Consider the following 24719-nt stretch of genomic DNA (forward strand, 5'->3'; position numbering starts at 1 on the left):
ATGAGAATATTAGCAAACGATGGAATTTCACAAGCAGGAGTTGATACTCTAAAATCTAATGGCTTTGAAATTTTAACCGTGAATGTTGCGCAAGAACAACTAGTAACCTACATAAACAAACATAACATTGAAGCACTATTAGTAAGAAGTGCTACCAAAGTTCAGAAAGATATTATAGACCAATGCCCTAGTCTAAAATTAATTGGTCGCGGTGGCGTTGGTATGGATAATATAGATGTGGAATATGCCATTGAAAAAGGTATACATGTAATTAATACCCCAGAGGCTTCTTCTGAATCTGTTGCAGAACTAGTTTTTGCGCACTTATATGGCGGCGTAAGGTTTTTATATGATTCGAACAGAACCATGCCATTAGATGGTGATAGTCGTTTTAAAGAACTAAAAAAAGGTTATTCTGGCGGAATTGAGTTAAGAGGTAAAACCTTAGGAATAATAGGTTTTGGTAAAATTGGACAAGCTACTGCAAAAATTGCTTTAGGGGTTGGTATGAAGGTAATTTATCATGATTCCGAACTTGAGAAGTCTACCATAAGTTTAAAATTTTTTGATGGTCAAAAAGTAGATTTTAATTTAATCAATAGTACTAAAGACGAAGTTCTGAAAAAATCTGATTTTATTTCGTTACACGTTCCTAAACAAAAGAACTACATTCTTGACAAAGACGATTTTGAAATCATGAAAGATGGTGTTGCTATTATAAATACTGCGCGTGGCGGTGTTTTAGATGAAGTAGCTCTTGTAAATGCATTAGAAACTGGTAAAGTTTCTTTCGCTGGTTTAGATGTCTTTGAGTCCGAACCTAAGCCTGAAATACGCATATTAATGCATCCTGACATATCACTTACACCGCACATAGGTGCTGCAACACAGGAGGCACAAGATCGTATCGGAATTGAATTGGCGAATAAAATCACAAAACTCTTAAAATAGGATACATTTTTCCTTTAGATGTACTAAGAATTTCTTAGTTTTTTGTACATTGTAAAAATTATTAAAAACCATACTATAAAATGTCAGGATTATTAGATTTATTAAACAGCCCAATGGGCAAACAATTAATTAGTGGTGTTGCTGGACAAACTGGACAACCCGAAAACAAAACAGCAGATGTACTAAGCATGGCAATGCCTTTGTTATTAGGTGCTATGAAGAAAAATGTTGCTTCTCCTCAAGGAGCACAAGGATTAATGAGTGCATTACAAGGAGGAAAACATGATGGAAGTATCCTAGATAATCTTGGTGGATTATTTGGTGGTGGTGTAGATGATTCAGTAATTAATGATGGCGCAGGTATTTTAGGTCATGTATTTGGTGCAAAACAATCGAATGTTGAAAATGCTTTAAGTCAAAAATCTGGTTTAGATGCTGGATCTATTGCTAATATTTTAAAGATTGCTGCTCCTATTGTTATGGGGTATCTGGGTAGACAAACCGCACAAAGTAATGTGAGCGATGCTAATGGTATGAATGCGCTATTAGGAAGCATGCTTGGTGGACAACCGCAACAAAATCAAAGTTTAATAACTACGTTATTAGATGCAGATGGCGACGGTAGTATATTAGACGATGTTGCAGGAATGGTAATGGGAACTAATAAAAAGAAAGGCGGATTAGGAGGACTTCTTGGAGGTCTTTTTGGTAAGTAATCTTTTTTTTACCAAAATAATAGAGCCAGACAAATGTCTGGCTTTTTTTGTATCTTTTACTTATGAAAAAATCAATTGTAGGTTTTGTAGCTTTTTTCACCATAGTATTCTTATCAAGTATAAGCTGTTCTAGCAATAAAGCGCTTATTATTCCAAATGATGAAGAACAAATTGCCTTTAATCAAACTAAAGGTGATACTATTACTATTGCTAATGAAGAGGTTGAATACGAAATCATTATTATAGAACCCGGATATAATTATTGGTTACAGAGTATTGCAAAACCAGAAGGTTATTACTCTCAACAATTTTTAGAAAATAGAAATAACATTTGGGTAATAGAATGGAACCAAAGAGTAAACCAACCACAACGATTTGATCCAAATTTATATGAATTGATGATAAATTATAGTCCACATATAGATTATGGCTACGATGTAAACTATAAACTTTACAACTATTTTATTTATTTCCAAAGAAAGTACAATCAGCGACTAGGGACTTTTTTACCCCGTATATAGTTTTATCTTTGCAGTGGAATTATAAAAAACGCATGGAAAAATTAAAAAAACGATGGGGCATTGACTCTAATTTTGCAATTGTAATGATTTTACTTGTTTTCGCAGTTACTGGCTCATCTTCTTTAAAAATTGCAAGACCTCTTTTAGATTATATTGGCTTTACCAGAGAAATATTTCCAATGGATTGGTATTTTGGCGCACTATATTGGACTGTTAGAATTCTCATTATATTCCCTATTTACCAGGTATTACTTATTATTTTTGGCTGGTTATTCGGACAGTTTAATTTCTTTTGGAACTTTGAAAAAAAGATGCTCAGTCGTTTTGGATTAGGATTTTTGTTTAAATAATATTGTGTTTTTATTAACACATTAAGTCTTTTTCGTTTTAGTAAGTTTGTAAAATGGAAATTTCATTAAAAAAAATAGCATTTCCCTGTATTGCCTTACTTGTTTTAGCTGCATTTTCTGTTCCTGATATCGCTAAAATAAATCATGCTATAAATGAGCATAAAGAATTTACATGTTCTGAAAAATCCAAAGTGCACTTGCATGAAGTTGAATTTGAATGCGATTTTCATAAATATCATATTACTACTTATTTTTCTCCACAATTAATCAATTATACCTTGTTTACACCTAATCATGTGGTGAAGCAAAATCAAAATTATTATTTTCAATTAAGTGGATTTCAACAACTTCATTTTTCACTTAGAGGCCCTCCTATATCATCATAACATTTTGAATTAGAATAATTTTAATCATTTTATCATTTCGTTATGAATAAATTAATAATTTCATTTCTTTTGGCAATGAGCTTTAGTTTTGCGAATGCGCAAAACCAAGTTTCAGGTACTATTTTAGATGCTAGTAATCAACAGCCCTTAGAGCAAGTATCTGTATATTTTCCACAATTAGAAAAAGGCACGGTTACCGATAATTCCGGAGCCTATCAAATTAATAATCTTCCTACAGGGACTTTTAAAATAGTTGTATCTTTCTTAGGATATCAAACCATTTCAAGAACCATTACGATCACTTCAACCAATGTCACGTTTGATGTTTCATTGACAGAAAGCGCCATAGAAATGGAAGAGGTTATTGTATCCACACCCTTTCATAAATTACAGAGTGAAAATGTAATGAAAGTAGCCTATGCAAGTGTTACCGATCTTCAAAACAAAGGTGCAATTACCTTAGCCGAAGGTATAACAAAGATTGCTGGTGTAGAAAACGTATCTACTGGTATAGGAATTGGGAAACCCGTTATTAGAGGCCTAAATGCCAATCGTGTTTTGGTTTACACACAAGGAATACGCTTAGAAAATCAACAATTCGGAGATGAACATGGTTTAGGAGTAAATGATGCTGGAATTGAGAGCGTTGAGGTTATTAAAGGGCCTGCATCACTCCTATATGGATCCGATGCTATGGGCGGAGTTTTATACCTAAACCCAGAAAAATTTGCAATTCCAAATACTAATAGTGGAGACGTTAATTTAAATTATTTTACCAACACGGCTGGGGTTAGCTCTAATGCAGGTTTTAAAACTTCCTCAGAAAAACTAAAATTTTTGGTTCGTGGTGCGTACACTACCCATACCGATTATCAGACTGGTAATGATGAGCGCGTAACCAATTCAAGATTTAAAGAATATGATATTAAGACAGGAATGGGGTATCAGAGCACTAATTTCAAGACTGAAATTAGATATAATTTTAATAGTTCTGATTTAGGCATTCCAGAAGAAATTGGTATTCAAAGCACAGATAGAACTCCAATGATGCCTAATCAAACCATTGATAACCATATACTAAGCTCAAAAAGTAGCTTAGTATTTAGTAAATCTAGCCTAGATTTATCCTTAGGCTATATTTCTAATATCCGAAAAGAATTTGAAGAAGGTGAAGAAGGTGCTGCTCTACACATGAATTTAAATACTTTTAATTACAATTTACAGTATCATTTGCCGAAGATGGGCATTCTTGAAACTATTATTGGAGCCCAAGGTTTGCATCAAACCAATTCCAATTTTGGAGAAGAATTACTAATACCAAATGCAACCATTAATGATTTTGGCTTTTTCGGTACTTCACATGTGCATTTAAACGAAAATAATGATGTGCAAATAGGATTGCGATTCGATCATAGAGGAATTAATACCGAGCAGAGCGGCATTCTTGGAGAACAAGATTATATAGCCCCGATTAATAAAGACTTTAACAGCATTAACGCTGCTTTAGGCTATAAAGTAAATTTCCTTAACAGCTTTATAGCTAGATTAAATTTAGCTACGGGGTTCAGGGCTCCTAATCTAGCTGAACTAACGTCTAATGGCGTCCATGAAGGAACCAATAGATATGAAATTGGGAATGAAAATTTAAAGAACGAACAAAATTTACAAACTGATTTAGCTATAGAGTATAAAAACCAACATTTTGAAGTTTTTGTAAACGGATTTTATAACAGTATTAATAATTATGTATTTATTGCTCCAAATGGTAATGAAATAGATGGAAACCAAGTATTTGTATACGACCAGCAAGACGCTAATTTATATGGTGCAGAGGCCGGAATACACATACACCCTCACCCATTGGATTGGTTGCATTTAGAAAGTACATTCCAAAGTGTAAGAGGCAAGCTAAAAAACAATGACAACTTGCCTTTAATACCTGCAAATAGTATTACCAATACCTTTAGAGCAGAATTTTCTAATAAAGATAGCTGGGTTAAAAACGGCTACTCTTTTATTACATTAAACTCCGTCTTTAACCAAGATAGGATAAGTACATTTGAAGATGCTACAGATGGATATACGCTATTAAGCATTGGTCTTGGAGGTACCGTATCTTTATTTAAAACCCCATTGAATGTCCGCATTACTGGTAATAACCTATTAAATAAAGAATACTTTTCACATTTATCACGCTTAAAGTATGATGGCATTGCTAATATTGGTAGAAATATAAGTTTTGGTATTAGTGCCCCGTTTTAACAAAGTAAAAATCTCATAAAAAAAGCGCTTATATTCGAATATAAGCGCTTTTTGTTTATTGTATGATATTGTGATTAAACCGCTTGCAAAATTTTATCAAAATAGTACTCCCTAGGATTATCTAAATATTCTTTGGCTTTTTCATAATCTAGTTCAGATAAATAGTGCATGTTTTGAAAACACAGTTTTGCAAATTCTGAATTAATATCAACCAATCGTGGGGCAATTTTCCCATCTTTATCTTGAAGATCTTTTAAATATAACGGGGTTACTTCTCCTCTTGAATTTGCAGTTACAATACAACCCGATATTCCGTCATCATAAAGTTTTTTAACCCCAAGACCTAATAAGGTACATAAAGTTAAATCAAAGCCAATAGGCCTGCAACAACGAAGCTCATACCCTAATTCCACTGGTCTACTTTTAATATTTATTCCTAATTCTTTCAACTTAATTTGGACTAGCATATTAAAAATATGTGATTTACTTACATTTCCAAGCTCAGGATGACCATGATCATCGTAAGTAAAATTAATACCACAATTTTCAAGTTCCGAATCTGGCATAATATGGAAAACACCTTCACTAATTAGTGCAACACCATAATTTATTTTCTCAATCTTTCTTTTGATCATTGATGAAATAATCAATCTAACAACTTTATCAAAAGTAATTTCGGTTTTATTGAACATTTCTGGAATGACCATCATAGGAAAATGACAGCTTGTAGCAATTCCGAAAGCCAAATGTCCTGCAGATCTACCCATAGTTGACATCACAAACCAGTTTTGACTTGTACGTGCATCTTCATAGGTAGTATTACCTATTCGTACCCCTTCATCTTTTGCAGAATGAAAACCAAAAGTTGGATTCCGGTCTGGTAAAGGAAGATCGTTATCTATAGTTTTTGGTACGTGAATATTAGCAATTGTAATATTTTCTTTAGAAAGGTAATCTGTAATTCTATTGGCCGTAGAAGCGGTGTCATCACCGCCTATACTGACCAATAGTTTTACATTATTTTGAGAAAACAGCCTCGTATTTATCTTTTCATTACTTGGCTTAAATCTACTCATAATTAGTGTTGACCCACCGCGACTAAATATACGGTCTGCATGGGCAAAATCGAATTCTTTGATTTGTGGATTTTCGGAAAAAATTCCTTTAAATCCTTCATGCAAACCAAGTACACGATATCCGTCTTTTAAAAAGATTTTAGCCACAGTACTTATCACGGCATTAATGCCAGGTGCAGGGCCTCCACCACAAATAATTAATATAGATTTAGATGCCATTTGTATATTTTGCTATTATCTAGCTACTCTACCAGAAGCATCACCTCCCATAAGTTTGTTAACTTCATCAACAGTAACAAGATTAGCATCACCTTTGATTGTATGTTTTAAACAAGACGCTGCTACTGCAAAATCTAAGGCATTTTGATCATCTTCTGGGAATTTTAATAATCCGTAAATTAATCCACCCATAAAACTATCACCACCACCTACTCTATCAACTATATCTGTAATTTGATACTGACGCGTTTGTAACATTTGTTTTCCATCATATAAAACCCCTGCCCAAGTGTTGTGAGATGCAGAAATTGATCCTCTTAACGTAGTAATTACTTTTTTAGCTTTAGGGAATTTTTTCATCATTTGTTGGCAAACAGATAAGAATGCCTCAGCCTTTACGTCGTGACCATGCGTTTGAACTGCTGCGCCAGCTGGTTTAATTCCAAAGTGCATTTCAGCATCTTCTTCATTTCCTAAAACAACATCACAATAAGATGTTAATTCTGTCATAATTTCTTCTCTTTTTGCTGCGTCGCAATACTTCCAAAGTTTAGCACGATAATTTAAATCGGTTGAAATAGTAACACCTAATTTACTTGCAGCCTTTACCGCTTCTAAACAAACATCTGCAGAACTTTGTGAAATTGCAGGCGTGATTCCAGTCCAATGAAACCAACCCACGTTTTCAAAAACTTCTTCCCAGTTAATCATACCAGATTGGATAGTAGACATTGAAGAGTATGCTCTATCATAAACTACTTTACTACCTCTAGATACAGCTCCTGTTTCTAAAAAATAAATACCTAAACGTTCTCCACCCCACACTATTTTATCAACACCAACACCGCGTTTGCGCATTTCCATCATAGCACATTCACCAATATCATTTTTAGGCAAACGAGTTACAAAATCAACAGGTACTCCGTAATTGGCTAGTGATACTGCAACGTTAGATTCACCTCCACCATAAACAACATCAAAGCTACTAGCTTGTGAAAATCTTAAAAATCCTTCTGGAGCTAAACGAAGCATTATTTCTCCAAATGTTACTACTTTTTTCATGTTTAGAATATTTTATAAAGTTTAAATTTTATAGGTTAATCGATTAAGCAATATTTAAAATAAAAATCAAAATACGACAATGTCTTGTGCTATTTTGATTATTAAAGGTATTACAATATATTTGCTTAATCGATTAAGCAAATATATAAAAAATTGGCAAATAAAAAAACAACTCTAAAAGATATTGCAATTGCGTTAAACATTTCTACCGCAGCTGTTTCTAAAGCGCTTAACGATGATTCTAGAATTAGTATAAAAACTAAAGAAGCCGTAAAAAAAGTAGCCAAAGAACTAAACTATCAACCCAATCATTTAGCCAGTGCGCTACGGAAAGGAAAGAGTAATCTGGTGGGTGTAATTGTGCCTAGAACAAACAGTAATTTTTTTTCTTCGGTAATTCAAAACATTGAGGAAGTATTAAATAAAAAAGGATACAACATAATCATCACGCAATCCAACGAGTCTTACAAAAAAGAATGCAGTAATATAGACACGTTATTGTTTACTCAAGTAGATGGTATCATAGCCTCTATGGCAAATGAAACAACGAATTTAGCCTATTTTGAAAAAGTTAAATCTAAAGGAATTCCATTGATATTATTTGATCGCGGTGAAAACGATTTGAATGTTGATTATATAGGTATTAATGATTATGATAGCAGTCACATGATTGTAGAACATCTAATAAATCAAGGATGTAAAAGAATAGCTCATATTGGAGGTTATAGACATACCAGAATATTTAATAATAGAATACGAGGTTATGTCGACGCAATTAAAAAACATCAACTTCCTGCAGATGAACAACTACTTTTAGAAAGTAATTTAACAATCGAAGATGGAAGAGAAAAAATGCTTGAATTACTACAATTAAAAAATAGACCTGATGCCGTTTATGTTGCAAGTGATTTTGCTGCTTTAGGTGCTTTACAAATTCTTCAAGAAAAAAACATTCAAGTCCCTAATGAAATTGCCTTAGTTGGTTTTGGAAATGAACCCTTTACTGCTATGGTAACTCCTGCCCTATCCACTATAAATCAGCATAGTGGCGAAATTGGTAAGATGGCGGCAAATACGTTTTTAGAACTTGCTGATGTTGCTGAACTAAAACAAACATTGAATAAAAAAATACTACAAGCGGAGTTAATTGTAAGAGACTCTTCTAAGAGAAAATAAAAAAGCTGCAAGTAATAAAAAATTACCTACTTGCAGCGATTTAAATCTTATTTAAGAAATTAACTAAAAGCTAATCCTCCATTAATATCTATATTATTACCTGTAATGAATGATGCTTCTTCAGAAGCCAAATAAGCTACTAAATCTGCAACTTCATTGGCTGTTCCTTCACGTCTTAAAGGAGTACTTGCAGCTACTTTTTCACGTATTTCATCTTTAGTGAAATCATCATGAAATTTTGTGCCAATTAAACCTGGACAAAGCGCATTTACTCGTATTCCTTTAGGGCCAAGTTCTTTCGACATTGCTCTAGTAAATGTTGTTACAGCTCCTTTAGAAGAAGCATAAAGCGCGGATCCGCCTCCTCCTCCATCTCTTGCTGCTAAGGAAGAAATGTTGATTATAGCAGCTCCTTTACCCATTAATGGCTCAAAAGCTTGAGATACGAATACCGTAGATTTAAAGTTAACATTCATCACCAAATCATAAAAATCTTCATCAAACTCCTGTAATGTTTTACGGGCAAAAAGTCCGCCTGCATTATTTACTAAAATATCAACTTTGTCACCAAAAGCTTCAATAGCTTTATTTTTTAGTAAATCAATATCTAATTGCTTTGAAACATCTGCCTTAACGGCCACTGCAGTACCTCCAAAAGATTTTATTTCAGCAACAGTTTCGTTAGCTCCAGTTTCTGAACTCAAAAAATTAACAATTACCTTAGCTCCTTCTTTAGCTAATTTAATAGAAATTGCTCTTCCAATATCTCTAGAACCTCCAGTTACTATAGCAACCTTACCTTTTAATTTACTCATGCTATTATTAAAAATATTACTATTAAATACCTAAAGCCTGACCACCACCAATCTGGATAGTTTCTGCTGTTATGAAAGCAGCATCTTTACTTGCTAAGAATGATATTACACCAGCAACATCCTCAGGCTGACCTAATCTTCCTAACATAATATTATTTGCCCATGAAGCGAAAACTTCTGGTTTTGTTGCTTTAATCTGCGCATGAAAAGGGGTGTCAATTGTTCCTGGAGAAACTGCATTTACACGTATACCATATTCTGCTAAATCTTTCGCTAAGGCTCTTGTAATCGCATGTACTCCTGCTTTAGACGTACCATAGATACCAGCACCTGGACCACCTGCGGTCCAACCAGCATTAGAAGTATAATTAATAATCGAAGCGTGATCTCCCTTTTTAAGAAATGGAATAGCTGCTCTAGAGGCAAAAAATACTGAATCAAGATTTAGTGCCATGACAAATCTGTAAAATTCAGTTGTCATCTCCTCAAATCTAGATCTTCCTCCAAGACCTCCAGCATTATTTACCAGAACATCTATTCTTCCATATTTATTACCAATTGCAGTAATATTTTTGGTTACTTCTTCTTCTTTAGTAACATCGAATCCATAATATTCAGCCGTAATTCCTTCAGCTTGCAGTTCTTTAACTCTTTGAGCTCCTGCTTCGTCTTCAATACCATTTAATACAACAGTATAACCATCTTTACCTAATCTTTTTGCAACTTCGAAACCAATTCCTCCTGTTGCTCCAGTCACTACTGCTACTTTTCCTTTATTTGTACTCATTTTTTTATTTATTTAATTCTAACTCAATATTTTTTTTGTTCTTTTAGTTTGCTGATTTTAGAGGTTCTATTTTTGGACATAAAATCCAAATAGCAAGTAGTGCAATTAATGCTAATACTCCTCCAATTATAAATGCTGGCGTATAATTACCTCCAGTAGTAATAAATGTTACCAATATTGTAAGTCCTGCTGCACCAAGTTTGGCTGCCATACCTGCAAAACCTGAAAGAGTACCTACAATTTTACCACTATAAAGATCACTTGGTATTGTCTGTATATTTCCTATTGCAACTTGAAATCCGAATAGCAAGACGGCCATAATGATGACAGCGGTCATAGCAGATCCTGGAGCTTTTAATAAGAAAAAGCAAGGAATCATAATGAAACAACCTAAAGTGATGGTCATCTTTCGAGTTTTATCAATAGACCAACCTGCTGAAATTCTATTTTTAGCAAGTAACCCTCCAAATATGGCTCCAATCATAGCGCCAACATAAGGTACCCATGCTGAAAATGCTATTTCTTTTATATTCATCCCAAATACTTCGGACAAATAGATGGGTATCCATACTATAAAAAGCCACCAGATAGGATCAATTGCTGCTGAAGCTATTATTACTCCCCAACTTTCTTTGTGCTTAAGTAATTGACCAGTACTGGGAGTATAACCTTCGTCGTAATTACCATCTTTATCAATATCTTGATTTCTTTGTCCTGAGAGAATATAATTTCTTTCATCTTCTGTCAACCATGGGTGAGATTTAGGCACTCCTTTTACTACGAACATCCAGGGTAGTAACCATAAAAACCCAAGTACTGCCACTACAATAAAAATTGCTTTCCAATCAAAATAAACAGCTAATAATCCAATAATTGGATATGCAACTATACCACCAATAGCGGCTCCTGAATTAAAGATTCCTTGAGCTAGTGCTCTTTCTTTAGTAGGAAACCATTCTGCATTGGCTTTGGCAGCACCAGGCCAGTTACCCGCCTCAGCAATCCCTAATATTGATCTAAAAATTGAAAAACTTAGAATTCCTTGAGCAAATGCATGCAACAAAGTCGCTAAAGACCAAACTCCAATTGACAGAGCAAAGCCTAATCTAGTTCCTATCCAATCGAAAATTTTACCAAAAAGAGCTTGTCCTCCGGCGTATGACAGAATAAATACAGTTGAAATAGTCCCATAAATTGCCTTATGCCCATCTCCATCCATTTCAGGGAATAAATCTTTAGCAATATCAGGCCATAAAGCTCCAAAGGCTTGCCTATCTATATAGTTTATAACAGCAGCCAAAGCTACAAGTCCTACTACCCACCATCTTAAACCTTTTACTTTCATCTGTTCCCTATTAGAATTATTATTCTATTGATTATCAATAACATACAATTTAAAATATTTTATTTTTAACAAAAAGCATCCATGCTTTTAAAAACCATATTTTTAAAAGTGCTAATAAATTGATTTCTTAATTTTATTTGCTAATTACTCTTTCTTTAACACATGATTGGTTAAACTTCTGATGTACTACTTAGTCCATGAAATGATTCTCATTTAAATTGTAACAGTACTGATACAATATTCTAAAATGTATTTTCATTTTTTCTTTGGCCAATTGTGGATTCTGATCACGAATAGCCTCAAAAATTTCGGTATGCTCTTGAATCCCTTTAAATGATTGATTGGTATCACAAACATGATACTTCTCAAAATTTGTTATTATCTCTGGAGTTATGATAAGCATAAATGTTTTTAATGTACTATTTCCACTTGCTCTAGCAATGGCTAAGTGGAATAATAAATCTTCTTCAACAGCATCTTCTTTATTCTCAACTTTTTTTGCGTAAGCATCTAAAGCATTTTTAAGTAATTTTAAATCCTCATCTGTTCTTCTTAAGGCAGCCAATCTAACAGTTTTAAGCTCTAATAATATTCTGGTTTCCACTAAAGATTTAAAATCTGGTTCTTCTAATCGCAAAATTTCCGCTAACATACCATCCATTGCAATAGAACCAATATCAGCAATAAAGGTTCCACTTTGAGGCTTAGAAATTAATATTCCATAAAACTCTAATTTCTGTATTGCCTCTCTAATATTACTCCTACTAACACCAAATTTCTCGGAAAGCATTCTTTCCGACGGTAATTTGTCACCTGGCTCAAGATTTTTATAGTTAATTAATTCTCTTATATTAGAAATAATTTCATTTTGAGTGTCTTGATTTTCGGTCTTAGTGAGAATTTCTATCTTCATAATTTAAAAATGTATGTTAAAATTGGTTAACCAGATTGGTTTGTTAAAATTATGAAATTATTTCGAGTAAAAAAACAATATCAGAATATTAAAAACTTATATTTTTGTTTATCATTTAGAATATACCGACCTGAAAATCAGGTCGGTAATAACTTAAAAACAAACTAACTCCAACTATTTAACTTAAACTGTATTTTTAATGTACTACTTCTAACTCATAATATTTAACTTTTGCAAACGAACCTTCGTCTCTGCTTTGAAAATAATTTCCTGCTTTAAAGTAATTTTCAAAAACATTCCATCTAATTATATCTGAACTATCATATACTGCATATTCTGAATTATTAAGCACTATCACCATTTTACCCTTTTCAACCCTAACTTCTAGAGCAAACTTTCTAAAACCTACTTCAGTTGGAAAATTGTACCCATCATCATCATCCCAAGCTTCTTCATGCAAAATTTCATCATCACTTGCACCCTTATTTTTCAGTATTTTTGTTTTAACTCTAATTTTACCATTATCCCAATATATTTTAAGCATAGGTGGCGCATTATTGTCTTTTGCTCCAATCAATTCTTTTTGCTCATTACTAAGTCTACCATGAATTTGCATAATAATAACTCTATGATATTTTCCTTCAGCGTCTTTTGTGACATCTTCAATGGCAAGCTTTCCTTTCATAACCCCTCCTTGTTCAAAAGTCCAGTTGGTATTATTATCTCCAGGAACCATCTGCTCTCTTAACTCAGACCTAGAATATTTGGTATTCGCAGTAGTTGTATTCGGAAAAGCATAAAAAACAATAGACCCATCGGTTGAATCATTGTACATATAAGGCATCAACCTTTCATCGGTAGCGTAGTTCAAAATTTCCGGCGGCTCTACATTCATAGCTCCCCCTTTTGCATTTAATCCAGGAGTTGTAACACTCCAATGTTTTAAATTGATTTTGGATAGCTTATATTTCTTCTTTTTCTTCTTGGTTTTCTTAACAGTTTTAGAATCCGATTCTGTTGTGCTACTTGTCTTTTCTTGACAAGTAGCACTAACAGATAGAAATCCAATTAGTACAAACAGTACTATTTCTTTTCGGAAATATTTCATTAATATTGGTTTATAGTTCTGGATAAACCTTTACATTATCAATATAGCAATCTACTGGTGTCACTGCCCATAGCCATATAGCAACTTCACCAGAGGCATTAGAAGTAAATTTAACTTCTACTTTTGTAAATGTTGTTTGCCCTTTTACTTCTGTTCCTAGATAAGTAACCAATGCTCCGCCAACAGCAGATTGAGCATAGGCATCTGCACCATCTGTAAAGTGACCATCAAGAATCTCTGCGACGATTCTTCTTCCTCCGATTGGATCAGTAGCAATATCGTCTTTTATTGCATATTCAAATTCTAATGTATATTCCCAATTTGGAGAAACTACTATAGATTGATAAGCATGCCGAGTATTTGGATTAGCCCACTCTGCAGCAGATCTATTTCTATTCCATTTTGCACCTCTTGTTTTGGATCCGTTATCTGTGCCATCATATTTTAACCATGAACCATCACTACTGGACTCAAACCCATTTCTGTCCCATCCATTGGAAAAATCGATTCTCCAATCATTACTACTATTTTCCATGTCACCATTTATAATTACTGGTGTAATAGGCACAAATAAATCCTCAACGACAACTTCAATAATTACTGTATCAGAAACATTATTATCATCGCTTACTGTTAAAGATACAGGATAAGTACCTTCACCATTTACAAAAGTAAATATAGGATCTCTATCTGTAGATGTAGCTCCGCCGCCAAAATCCCATAAGTACTTTGTAGATTCTGTTGAAAGATCACTAAATTTAATTTTCCTATAATCATCTGCATCAGGGATATACGAGAATGCAGCTGAAGGTAAAACGGTGTCGACCTTCGAATTTGCCTCTGGTAGCTCAAATTCAAAATATTCACTACAGCTTACAAAAGTACCGAAAGCTAAACCAATGAATATAAACTTTAATAAATTCTGTTTTAAAATACTTCTTTTCATTTTTATTATTTTTTAAGATTTAATAACCTGGGTTTTGAGTTAAAAGTCTTTGACCGTTTACTAATGGACTCAAATTGATTTCTCTCGCTGGGATAGGAAGTAATAATTTTCTAGTGTTATAATCAAGATAACCTAAATCCGCAGCATGTGCGCTTAATATCGCATCAGCAACTCCAAATCTAAGTAAATCATAAAAGCGTTGATTTTCAAAAGCTAATTCTACACGTCGTTCCACAAGCAACAAATCTCTTGTAAGAATTGAAGGTCGGTCTGCTAGAGCATCAAAACCTGCTCTCACTCTAACTTTCATATATGAATCAATTGCTGCACTATTAGTAGTTTCTGTACCACCTGCCAATATAGCCTCTGCGTGCATCAATAATACGTCAGCATATCTCAGCGCTATATAATCATTACCTGCATTTCGAGCATTATCTCCATAAGTGGGAGGTGTTACGCTGAAGTTGGATCCATCTGGTAAAAATTTAATCACTTCACTTCGAGTTGGGAATTCATAATAAGATTCTGATGTCCTATTTCCCCCGTAAATATTAAAATCAGCAATTAAATTATCATTTACAATGTTCTGACCATCATCACTACCTTGGCGTATTGTTGAGGTAAATTCTGCAGAAAAACTTTGACTTTCTAAAGCATTACCTGTTTGATATTGAATTGCAAAAATAATTTCATCATTTAATTCTGAATAAAACACATCACGAAAATTATTCTCCAAATCAAAAGCTGCACTACTGATAATATCTTGACATAATTGAGCTGCTCCTGTATAATTACGTGTTGGTTGAGTTAAATATACTTTTGCAAGTAATCCTTGTGCTGCGGCTTTGGAAGCTCTTGATTTATAAGCATTATCTAATGTATTAACCGCTTCTTGTAAATCGCCTACTATTTGCTCATAAATTTGCACAACTGCCACTCTTGTATAAAGTGATTCGTCATCGCCTGGATTTATAACAGTAGTTACCAAAGGTATATCTCCGAACAATCTTACCAAGTTGAAATATGCATATGCTCTTAAAAATTTCGCTTCACCAGCATATTTTGCCTGATTTTCCTCATTCGCAACTTCAATAAAATCTAAGATATTATTTGCCCTAAAAATTACTGAATACATCGATTGATAATAGTCTTCTGATTCTACATTATCAGGGTTTACTAAATATCTGTGAAAATCAGCCTTTGAACCTTCGAGAGTTTGATTTCGAGTGTTATCTGATCTATGTTCTGTTAAAAGATGTTCAAATTGTACCCCACGATTAGATCGGGTTATATTAGATTCCGTATTCGAATTAACACCTTGTAATGCATCATAAATCCCTATTATACCTGTTAGCACATCTGCATCTGTTTTGAAAAAGGTATCTTCAACTATAACTGAATCAGGTAAAGGGTTTAAAAATTCATCACTGCATGAACTAATACTACAAGCGGTGAGCATTATGATTAAATATTTTATATGTTTCATAGTATATTTATATTTTTAATTAAAAATCAAGATTAAGGCCTAATGTAAAAGTTTTAAATATAGGAGTACCCGCTCTTTGTTCACCGTATGCCCTTGGATTTGGTGTGTCAACATGTTCAGGGTTAAAGCCGTTATAATCTGAAGCTGTTATATATATTAAATTTTGAGCAGTAGCATATAACCTTAATCCAGACACCCCCATTTTTGAGATTAAATCGTTTGGTAAATTATACCCAATATTCAAATTTCGTAATGAAAAGTAATCTGAACTTTGAACTACTTCACTCGTTAAGACCTTTGCTTGGATAAAAGAGGTGTTTGTAACAAGACCATCATCAACTGCTTCTTGCAATCCTCCACTTCTGGTTGGATTACCAAACCAATTATAAAAATATTCATCACCAATATTTTTTATTTGACCTCCTTGACTTCCTTGAATCATAAATGAAAAGTCAAAATTACCATACTTAAATTCATTTGTTAAACTCCATACTAAATCTGGATACGGATCTCCCAATATTGTTTTATCCTCATCTGTTATTAAACCATCTCCGTTTAAATCTTTTACTATGATATCCTGAACTTGTCCATTAATACGCTTATAAGGATCATTTACATAAGATCTAGGTAGTTCTTTATCAACAACATACCCCCAGTATGATGATATAGGGTTGCCTATTAAATTAATCCATTGAGAATTCCTTCCGTAAGTATCTTGTATTAACGCCCCATTTGAGTCACCTATACTTAATAACTCATTTTTATTTGTAGATGCAATTAAAGTAGTGTTCCATGAAAATTTTTCTTTAGTAATATTTTTAGACCTTAGCTCAAGCTCCCAACCTGAATTCTGAACCTCTCCTAAATTTACAATACCACTTGTAAAACCAGTAACATAAGAAACTGGATTTTCTAGGAGTAAATTGTCACTGGTTCTTTGATAATAATCTAAAGAACCTGATATTCTGTTATTAAAAAATCCAAAATCTACCGCTGGGTTAAATTCTTTTGAAGCTTCCCACTGTAAATTAGGGTTTGAAATATTTAAGGGTGAATTTCCAGTGGTTATGTTGTTATTATTAATATAATTAGCATTTTCTAATAGCGATAAATAAGGCCAAGCGTTTACAACATCGCTACCAACGTTGAAATTTTCAGCGCCGGTAAGTCCATAACTTATTCTAAATTTTAATGTATTAATAATATCACTACTTCTTAAAAAATTCTCTTTAGCTACATTCCATCCGATTGAAGCTGCAGGGAAATTACCATACTTAGTATTTACACCAAAAACCGAACTACCATCACGTCTGAAGGAAGCGGATAATAGATATTTATCGTCAAATGCATAATTTACTCTGGCAAAATAACCTACCTTTTTAAGTTCAGTATTAAATTCTGAAAACTCACCAATTTGGGTAGCCCCTTGTAAATTTTTCAATAAATCGTTTGTATATCCAGTTCCTGTAACATCACTATTTTCTCTTTTTCTTTGCTGTATGGTCATACCCGCCAAAAGATCTATTTCATGACTACCAAAATCTTTAGAATAATTTAAAGTATTATCAGAAATTAATCTAGTACTAAATCTGTTTTGCAAGTTGTATTGCGCTCTACTATTACCTGCAGCATGATGTTTTGTTCCATCCCATCTTGTTCTTTTACGCTGTTCTAAGGTAACACCAAGTGAAGTTTTTGCCGTTAAACCATCTAAAATTTCATAACTTAAGTAAGTAGAGCCAAACAAATCTAACTCATATTCATAATGCTCTCTTTCCACATATTGTGCATATGGATTAGAATCACCTGAAGTTCTAGGTCTTGTTGTTCCAGCAATACCATCTAGATTTAAATTAACCAAATGGTCCTCATAAAAATAATCTCCAACTGCAACATTAGGATAAGAAGCTCGATTTATAAATTGCAAAGATTCCTCTGTATGATAAATTGGTAACCATGGAGATTGACGAGTTGGATTATGTATAGATGTTGGTAATTGTCTTTTTTTAGAATAAGAAGGTGTTGCACTAATTCCAAATCTTAACTTATCCCCTAATTTTGTATCTAATTTTAACGACGCTGAATAAAATTTATAATCATCTGTAATAACAACACCTTCATCATGTAGCGCTCTCAATGATGCACTAAATTTTGTGTTATCAGAGCCACCTCTGGCAGATAAAGAATGACTAGTAACATTCCCTCCATCAAAAAATACATCTTGCCAATCCCTGTCCACTCCTAAAGTTTCAACCAACAACAATGCATATTGGTTTACTTCAGATATAGCTCCAGTCTCAGCAAGTTCAAAATTAGCCCATTCTCTTGTGTTTTTTCTATAAGCATCGCTACCATGTGCTTGTTTATATCCTGTATAAGTTTGATAACTAAATTTCGTTTTTCCGGCTTTACCACTTTTGGTCGTTATCAGAATAACTCCGTTAGATCCTTCAGCACCATAAATAGCTGCTGATGCTGCATCTTTTAAAACTTCAAAAGATTCAACATCATTCATATTTATATTTCCTAAATAATCAGAACTTACTATAACTCCATCGACAACTACTGCAGGGCCAGAATCAGCTGTTACAGATCCTACACCTCTAATAGTAATAGTAGGAGCACCACCTGCTTCTGCATTAGTAGCTTGAATATTAACCCCAGACACTTGTCCAATTAAAGCATCATCTACCCTAGAGACAGCTATCTGATCTAAATTTTCATTCACCACCTTAGAAATAGCACCAGTTAAATGCGATTTTTTTGATGTACCATAACCAACTACTACAACCTCATCTAATTGGCTTGCATCTTCTGTTAATGTAATGTTGACCGTTTTTTGATTAACAATTACAACTTGTTGATTTACATATCCTATGTAAGAGAAATTCAGTACATCACCCTTTTTAACAGTAATTTCATAATTACCATCAAAATCAGTAGAAGTACCTTTTGTTGAATTTGCAATTACAATATTCGCACCCGGAATAGGCACATTATTTGCATCAGAAACAGTACCCTTTAATTGGAAACTATCCTGCGCGTAAAGCGAGATATTTAGCAAGGCTATTGCTAAAAGTAAAAGTTTAGTTTTTAAATTCATTTGTGATTTTGTTACGTTAGTATTATTAGCTAAATCGATAGGAATAAATTCCCTAAAGTATGGTTGCTTTACGCTACGATAATAAATCTCGTAATAGTTTTTTTATTACTACTTTTGCAGTAGCATTTTTTTGTAAAGCAAAAAGTGTGTTAGTGTTACTTCCCTACGACAAGAAGTGATTCAAAAATTAAGAGGATAGGATTTTTTTCCTGTCCTTTTTTTTTACTATAATTTTCTTTTCATAGTGTAATTTTTAGTTATTAAATTGAGTTCTTTGTGAGTTAATTTTTTGGTTTTCCAAATTGGTTTACCAGTCTGGAAAACCAAATATATGTTATTAGTTTGTTAAAAAAAATATTATTTTAAATTTTAACAGCTTAAATTGTTAAAAAGAGAAAATAAAATGGTGCAACTAGCATTATTCTTAATTGCACCATTAATTATTTGTCATAAAGTTGTAGCTAAAGTAGCTTGTAGTATAACTTTTACGATTTTTTATCTCCAAAATAAGACACTTTGTCGCCACTTAAAAAATCTTCTCTAACTGGGCTAAATGTATCAATTAGCATCCCTTCTTCTAAGCAAACTGCACTATGTAACAAGTTAGGTTCTATATAAACACCATCTCCTGCTTCTACAATTTTCTTTTCTCCATTTATTTCAAATTCAAATTTACCCGAAACACAATAGGTGGCTTGCGTGTGAAAATGTTGATGTGGAGCTCCTAAAGCGCCTTTCTCAAATTTTACTTGTACCATCATAATTTGGTTATCGTACCCTAAAAATTTTCTTGATACTCCTCCACCAAGTTCTTCCCATTGCATATCTTTTGTAATGATGTACTTTTCACTAAATCTCTTCATTTGATTATTTTTATTGAATTTGTAATTATTTTGAATAATATGGTCCACTCCACTGATAAATAGTATCAGCTATGGTTAACTTATGTTTAGAATTTTCTGAATTGTCCAAATTCGCAATTGCTATAACTTTTGATGTTTCATTTTTAAACCGTATTTCAATTACAGTGTATGCTTCATCATTTAATAAAACTGTCATCTTATCAATAGCACTATACGCATTAACTGCAAATTCTGATACAGGACTATAAGTACCATGGGGTTCTATAATAGAAACAAATAAGGCATCCTTCACACCTTTTTTACGAATTATCATCCCAGGATCTCTGCGTAAATTAAATTCTGGATCGTTTGCTCCTATTCTAGTGAAAATTATTTCATCATTTTCAGCAGTAATAGCTGTCAAAGTGTAAAACTTATCATTAGACATCCAATTTAGCGTGCTATTCTCTTGAGATATCTTTGCTTTCCCTTCTTCAAACAAATGTTGATATCCGTTTTTTTCTCCTAACTGTTGTAATACTTTAGGCGAATTATATTTGAAATTGGTTTGCATTAATTGACCTAAATAATAAAAAGGTAAATCATATTGATGTACGGAATCCGACGTTACACGCATGATATCTAGAACATAGGGATAAGTTAAGCTTTCGTCTTTTATCATAGCCATAGTTCTATGCAACTCTGTTCCCTTATAAGCATTGATTTCTTTAGCACTTGCAATCTGAATGTTTGGATTACTGATATCTAAAAAGTACTTTTTAGATGCAAACTGACTCCCAATTTCATATTCCCCTTTAAAATGTGAAGTTTCATCTTGCACCAAAGTATTATGGGCTATAGTTTGTTTTGCCCATGTAGTGTTTTCTTTTAAATAATTACCTCCACCCTTTTGTTCAATATTTACAAAACGTGCCAGACCATAATCCTGAACGAGCTCATTTCCATTAGTATAAAGGGAATACGATAATTTGTCATAATGCCCATGACTTAAACCTTGTGCAGCGTATTTAAACACTAATTCCAGACCGTCTTTACGAATAATGGCTAATCCCCCTTGATCTCCTTTTGGTCCATCAGTAAGTTCCAAAGATTTTTTTATAAATGGCAATGCTTTGCCTTCTTTTAGCCCTAATGCAACTTCCAAACCAGCATCATCAACAGTAACTTTACCTTGCTTTTCAGCTATACTTAGCAATTCTGGGTTTTCTCCACCAAATAAATAAGCAATATCTAAGGCCGTTACCAATTCTCTAGAATAATAAGACATTCCTTTTTGACCGTCATTTATAGGAAAGAAATTTCCATCGCTATCCGATAAATTAATTAGCGTTGTGACACTTTTTAATAAAACAGAATCTTTATACTCAAAAATTTTAAATTCGGGTTTTACATTTTGTAATGCCTGAGCAAAAATTAAAAATGGATACATGGCATATCGTTGATAATAAGGCCCTTCTGTGTAATATCCATCAGGTGAAAAAGGTTCATCTAAATTGGCAAAGAAACCCACTTTCTGACCTTCTACTTTAATAAAACCACCATCATTATCCTTCATGCCAACTTCAAGGTTATCAGTTTTTAAACCATATAATGCCTTTTGTAGTAAATCATCATTATCCATAACTAAAGCAATCATACCCACCGCAACATTTCCCCAGGTACTATGATTATGAACTCGATTAAAAAATTGAGGATTTCCTTCTGAAATAAAATTTGCAAATGGAATGAATAATTTCTTCTCTAAATGTTTGCGCTCCTTTTTTGAAAGCCAGTCGTAAATACAATCATAAGCTTGACTTGTATAAACTAACCAATTAGAATCGTTTAAACATTGCCAAAACAATTTGCCTCTTGCATAGGAACGTTCTTGTGGGTGTACTGGTAATTTTGGATATAATTCAGCGTAGGCCATAAACATATCGCGAATATAAATGGCATATTTTTCGTCTTCTAAAATTTGGAATAATACCCCAGCTTTCTGAAGAATAAGAAAGTTTCTTTTATGTCTTTCATGTGTATACCCACCCGAAAAATCTTTAGGAATAGGCACAAAAATACCTAAAGCAATTTCTGCATCTACTTCTTCTTTAATAACTGCTAATGAAGCATCAAAAAGTGGAACTTTCCCTAACTCTGCCCTAATTTTAGCTACTCCAGCTTTAGTTAAATTTAGTTTAGGATGGTTTTGGGCTTGTACATTAAATACAAGTAATATGGTGAAAACATTTAATAATAAGCTAATTGTTATACTCTTTAGTTTTAATACTATCATAATTAGTTTCCTGAAATAATTCCTAAATCTTTTTTATCTGTAGCCTTTCCTTTTAATGGTGAAGCATCGCTTAACATAAAACTTTCTGGTTTGAAAATTGGATCTACAGACCAATTATTCTCTACATTGTATTTTTCATCACCTGTAACTACAAGTTCATTAGACTTATAGAAATTGTTGTTTACCACATTTACAATAGGTTCACCTACAACCAAATGCATGGTGATACCTTTCGAGTTGTTAAAAATATTATTTTCAATATCATTTACTTGAACACCATATAAAGATATTGCAGTTCCGTACTTGTTTTTACTACCGTGACCAACATTATCAAAAACATTATGATCTATTTCTAAAAAGGGGCCAAACGTGCTTTCATCCTTCCCACCTCTATACAATCGTAAAGCAGCACCTTGAACATCGGTAAGTATGTTATTTTTCATTATAAAATATTCCACATTATACGCACCGATATCGTCTGTTTCTGTGTCTAAAGCAGCTATGTGCCCTGTTATATTTTTAAATTTTGAATTTTGAATACTTATAGTATCCGCAAATGTACCTTTGGCCACCCGCAACACATCAAAAGAGTGGTTAACTGTAAAGTTTTCGAATTCACAGTTTTCTATAAACAACTTATAGTTTTCCGTCATTGATTTTTTACTGGTACTAATGACTGAATTGCCCGCATAATCAGGAGAACTTGCGCCATCAAATTTTAAATTATTCAATGAAAGACTCCCCCCATTTAAAATTTCGAAAGCCATCATACGTTCAAATAAAATAACAGCTTTTTCTTGAGACGAGCTTTTTATTGTAAGGGGATGTTTAACCTCAGCAGCCTTTGTTAATAGATAGGTTTGCCCTGAAGTTAATTCTAAAATATCTCCTGGTTTAGAATCTTTAGATGCTTCGTATATGGTATTTATACCTGGTTCAACTTTTATAACTTTTCCTGAATTTAAAGCAACAAAACTATCTGCTTTAGAATACCATGCTACTCCCGTATTTTCTTTGGTTGCTATTTTAGGGCTTATAGAAACTTCGTTTTTTATTTTATCAGACTTAGGAATCAATAATCCTTGTTCATTTTTTTCTAATTTAATTTCCGAATTTTCAAATCCTTCAGAAATATCTGTTTCTAGATTTTCTCCTAAAATATTATTCTTAAAAGATATTCCACTAATATCATCATAAACCGTAAATAGATTTTTTTTATGATCGTTATAAAATATGTTCTCGGAGATTTCAGAAGTTCTAGGTGCCTGACTTCTTTCTGCATCACTACCAGCACATAATTGAATATGATCGCAATTAATAAAAGTATTGTTACTTACTTTGGAATCTATCACAGGCACATACCTATTTGGTGGAGAATTTGGTACTCCATTCATCATTACAAAAGCACCTCTAAAACGATAACCTGTTAAACCAACGTGATAATTATTAATTACTGTTTGTTTTTCATTAATTACGCGAACACCACCGGTACTTGGTTTACCATTACCGATAAAAACATTGCCATCTACCATGGTTTCATTACCATGACGCATTGTCAAAGTTCCTGTACACTCAAAAAAAGTATTGTATTTAAAAGTATTTTGACAAGATTTATTAGAGATAATTTCATGCTCTCCATTGCATCTATCAAAATAGTTCGACTCCACTAAGGTGTTAGAATTTTCCAGCGCATTATGGCTTGTACCAATTCTTAATGTTTCTCCACCATTATTTCCGTAAGTAGGTCGTGGACCAAAATAATTATGATCTATTACGTGATTGTTTGCTATACTCTCTTTAGTATCTAAACCAACAATCATGGTAACTCCTAAATTTTTCTTCCCAACAATATGATTGTGATCTATTCTATTATTCTTTCCGTAAATGGTAATCCAATAATCCTGTACTTGGCGTTCTGGATTATTATAATTATCTATTACACATTCTGTTAATCTGCTATTATTGGCTAATTCGGATTTACTTTTTCTAAAGGATATTACGGCGTTGGTTGGTGTATGTCCGTTTTTAAATACAAGCCCTTCTACAATTAAATATTCACCTGCTAATTGTAAATTAGATGCTCCCTCTAAAGTCACTTTCCCTTTTTCCTCTACAGTAAGCTTAATAGGTTTATCCGCTGATCCTTTTCCTTCAAATAATAGCTCTGCATTTTGCCAAACCCCATTTGCTAATACTATAGAGTCTCCAGGCTGCAATTTTGGCACCAGTGCATTGAACTCATCAACAGTATGAACAAGAGATTTAACTTGTGGAGTAGAATTACAGGAACAAACGGTAATTACTAAGATTAAGGTATATAAAAGGCGAAAATTTATCATAATACTTTAATTGGTTTACCAAA

Annotated in this window: 20 protein-coding genes; 7 read left to right on the top strand and 13 right to left on the bottom strand. The window is 33.1% G+C overall.

Features of this window, described 5'->3' with window-relative positions; all coding sequences use genetic code 11:
* From B8963_RS12610 to B8963_RS12635, 6 genes are all read left to right on the top strand, one after another.
* Positions 1-951, top strand: coding sequence for a D-2-hydroxyacid dehydrogenase (locus tag B8963_RS12610; RefSeq protein WP_084061888.1), 951 nt, complete (start codon positions 1-3; stop codon positions 949-951).
* 80 nt (positions 952-1031) lie between these two features.
* Complete coding sequence (locus B8963_RS12615) at positions 1032-1667, top strand: DUF937 domain-containing protein (protein ID WP_084061889.1); 636 nt, start codon at positions 1032-1034, stop codon at positions 1665-1667.
* A 62-nt stretch (positions 1668-1729) separates the two neighbouring features.
* On the top strand, positions 1730-2188 hold the full coding sequence (locus B8963_RS12620) for a DUF6146 family protein (protein WP_084061890.1): 459 nt from the start codon (positions 1730-1732) through the stop codon (positions 2186-2188).
* A gap of 32 nt (positions 2189-2220) precedes the next feature.
* Positions 2221-2538, top strand: a complete 318-nt coding sequence (locus tag B8963_RS12625; RefSeq protein ID WP_084061891.1) for a DUF6787 family protein — start codon at positions 2221-2223, stop codon at positions 2536-2538.
* A gap of 53 nt (positions 2539-2591) precedes the next feature.
* The gene (locus B8963_RS12630) at positions 2592-2924 is read left to right on the top strand and encodes a hypothetical protein (protein WP_084061892.1); all 333 of its coding nucleotides are present in this window, start codon (positions 2592-2594) and stop codon (positions 2922-2924) included.
* A gap of 42 nt (positions 2925-2966) precedes the next feature.
* The gene (locus B8963_RS12635; RefSeq protein WP_084061893.1) at positions 2967-5186 is read left to right on the top strand and encodes a TonB-dependent receptor; all 2220 of its coding nucleotides are present in this window, start codon (positions 2967-2969) and stop codon (positions 5184-5186) included.
* Between the two features lie 74 nt (positions 5187-5260).
* Here B8963_RS12635 and B8963_RS12640 read toward each other — a convergent pair whose 3' ends face one another.
* Both B8963_RS12640 and B8963_RS12645 read right to left on the bottom strand, forming a co-directional pair.
* Positions 5261-6481: a 6-phosphofructokinase gene (locus B8963_RS12640; RefSeq protein WP_084061894.1), complete on the bottom strand. Its 1221-nt coding sequence runs from the start codon at positions 6479-6481 to the stop codon at positions 5261-5263.
* A gap of 15 nt (positions 6482-6496) precedes the next feature.
* On the bottom strand, positions 6497-7543 hold the full coding sequence (locus B8963_RS12645; RefSeq protein WP_084061895.1) for a sugar kinase: 1047 nt from the start codon (positions 7541-7543) through the stop codon (positions 6497-6499).
* Between the two features lie 153 nt (positions 7544-7696).
* Between B8963_RS12645 and B8963_RS12650 the strand changes: the two genes are divergently transcribed.
* Positions 7697-8719 carry a LacI family DNA-binding transcriptional regulator gene (locus tag B8963_RS12650; RefSeq protein ID WP_084061896.1) on the top strand — a complete coding sequence of 341 codons (1023 nt, stop codon included), beginning with the start codon at positions 7697-7699 and terminating at the stop codon, positions 8717-8719.
* A 59-nt stretch (positions 8720-8778) separates the two neighbouring features.
* Here the strand turns inward: B8963_RS12650 and B8963_RS12655 are convergent, their stop codons facing one another.
* The 11 genes from B8963_RS12655 to B8963_RS12705 form a co-directional block, all read right to left on the bottom strand.
* A complete protein-coding gene (locus B8963_RS12655) occupies positions 8779-9534 on the bottom strand; it encodes an SDR family NAD(P)-dependent oxidoreductase (RefSeq protein ID WP_084061897.1) in 756 nt (251 codons plus the stop codon).
* Positions 9535-9556: 22 nt separating this feature from the next.
* Entirely contained in the window at positions 9557-10321 is a 765-nt protein-coding gene (locus tag B8963_RS12660) for an SDR family NAD(P)-dependent oxidoreductase (RefSeq protein ID WP_084061898.1), read from the bottom strand.
* 43 nt (positions 10322-10364) lie between these two features.
* Entirely contained in the window at positions 10365-11666 is a 1302-nt protein-coding gene (locus B8963_RS12665; protein ID WP_084061899.1) for an MFS transporter, read from the bottom strand.
* Positions 11667-11856: 190 nt separating this feature from the next.
* Positions 11857-12579, bottom strand: coding sequence for a FadR/GntR family transcriptional regulator (locus B8963_RS12670; RefSeq protein WP_084061900.1), 723 nt, complete (start codon positions 12577-12579; stop codon positions 11857-11859).
* Positions 12580-12775: 196 nt separating this feature from the next.
* On the bottom strand, positions 12776-13687 hold the full coding sequence (locus B8963_RS12675; protein ID WP_084061901.1) for a polysaccharide lyase family 7 protein: 912 nt from the start codon (positions 13685-13687) through the stop codon (positions 12776-12778).
* A gap of 10 nt (positions 13688-13697) precedes the next feature.
* The gene (locus B8963_RS12680) at positions 13698-14633 is read right to left on the bottom strand and encodes a PKD domain-containing protein (RefSeq protein ID WP_084061902.1); all 936 of its coding nucleotides are present in this window, start codon (positions 14631-14633) and stop codon (positions 13698-13700) included.
* A gap of 19 nt (positions 14634-14652) precedes the next feature.
* On the bottom strand, positions 14653-16119 hold the full coding sequence (locus tag B8963_RS12685; RefSeq protein WP_084061903.1) for a RagB/SusD family nutrient uptake outer membrane protein: 1467 nt from the start codon (positions 16117-16119) through the stop codon (positions 14653-14655).
* 19 nt (positions 16120-16138) lie between these two features.
* Positions 16139-19222, bottom strand: coding sequence for a SusC/RagA family TonB-linked outer membrane protein (locus tag B8963_RS12690; RefSeq protein ID WP_084061904.1), 3084 nt, complete (start codon positions 19220-19222; stop codon positions 16139-16141).
* Positions 19223-19707: 485 nt separating this feature from the next.
* Positions 19708-20085: a cupin domain-containing protein gene (locus B8963_RS12695; RefSeq protein WP_084062175.1), complete on the bottom strand. Its 378-nt coding sequence runs from the start codon at positions 20083-20085 to the stop codon at positions 19708-19710.
* 25 nt (positions 20086-20110) lie between these two features.
* The gene (locus B8963_RS12700) at positions 20111-22357 is read right to left on the bottom strand and encodes an alginate lyase family protein (protein WP_084061905.1); all 2247 of its coding nucleotides are present in this window, start codon (positions 22355-22357) and stop codon (positions 20111-20113) included.
* Between the two features lie 2 nt (positions 22358-22359).
* The gene (locus B8963_RS12705; RefSeq protein ID WP_084061906.1) at positions 22360-24696 is read right to left on the bottom strand and encodes a chondroitinase-B domain-containing protein; all 2337 of its coding nucleotides are present in this window, start codon (positions 24694-24696) and stop codon (positions 22360-22362) included.
* Positions 24697-24719 lie beyond the last annotated feature (23 nt).

The sequence above is a fragment of the Cellulophaga tyrosinoxydans genome (genome assembly GCF_900176415.1).
Lineage (GTDB): Bacteria > Bacteroidota > Bacteroidia > Flavobacteriales > Flavobacteriaceae > Cellulophaga > Cellulophaga tyrosinoxydans.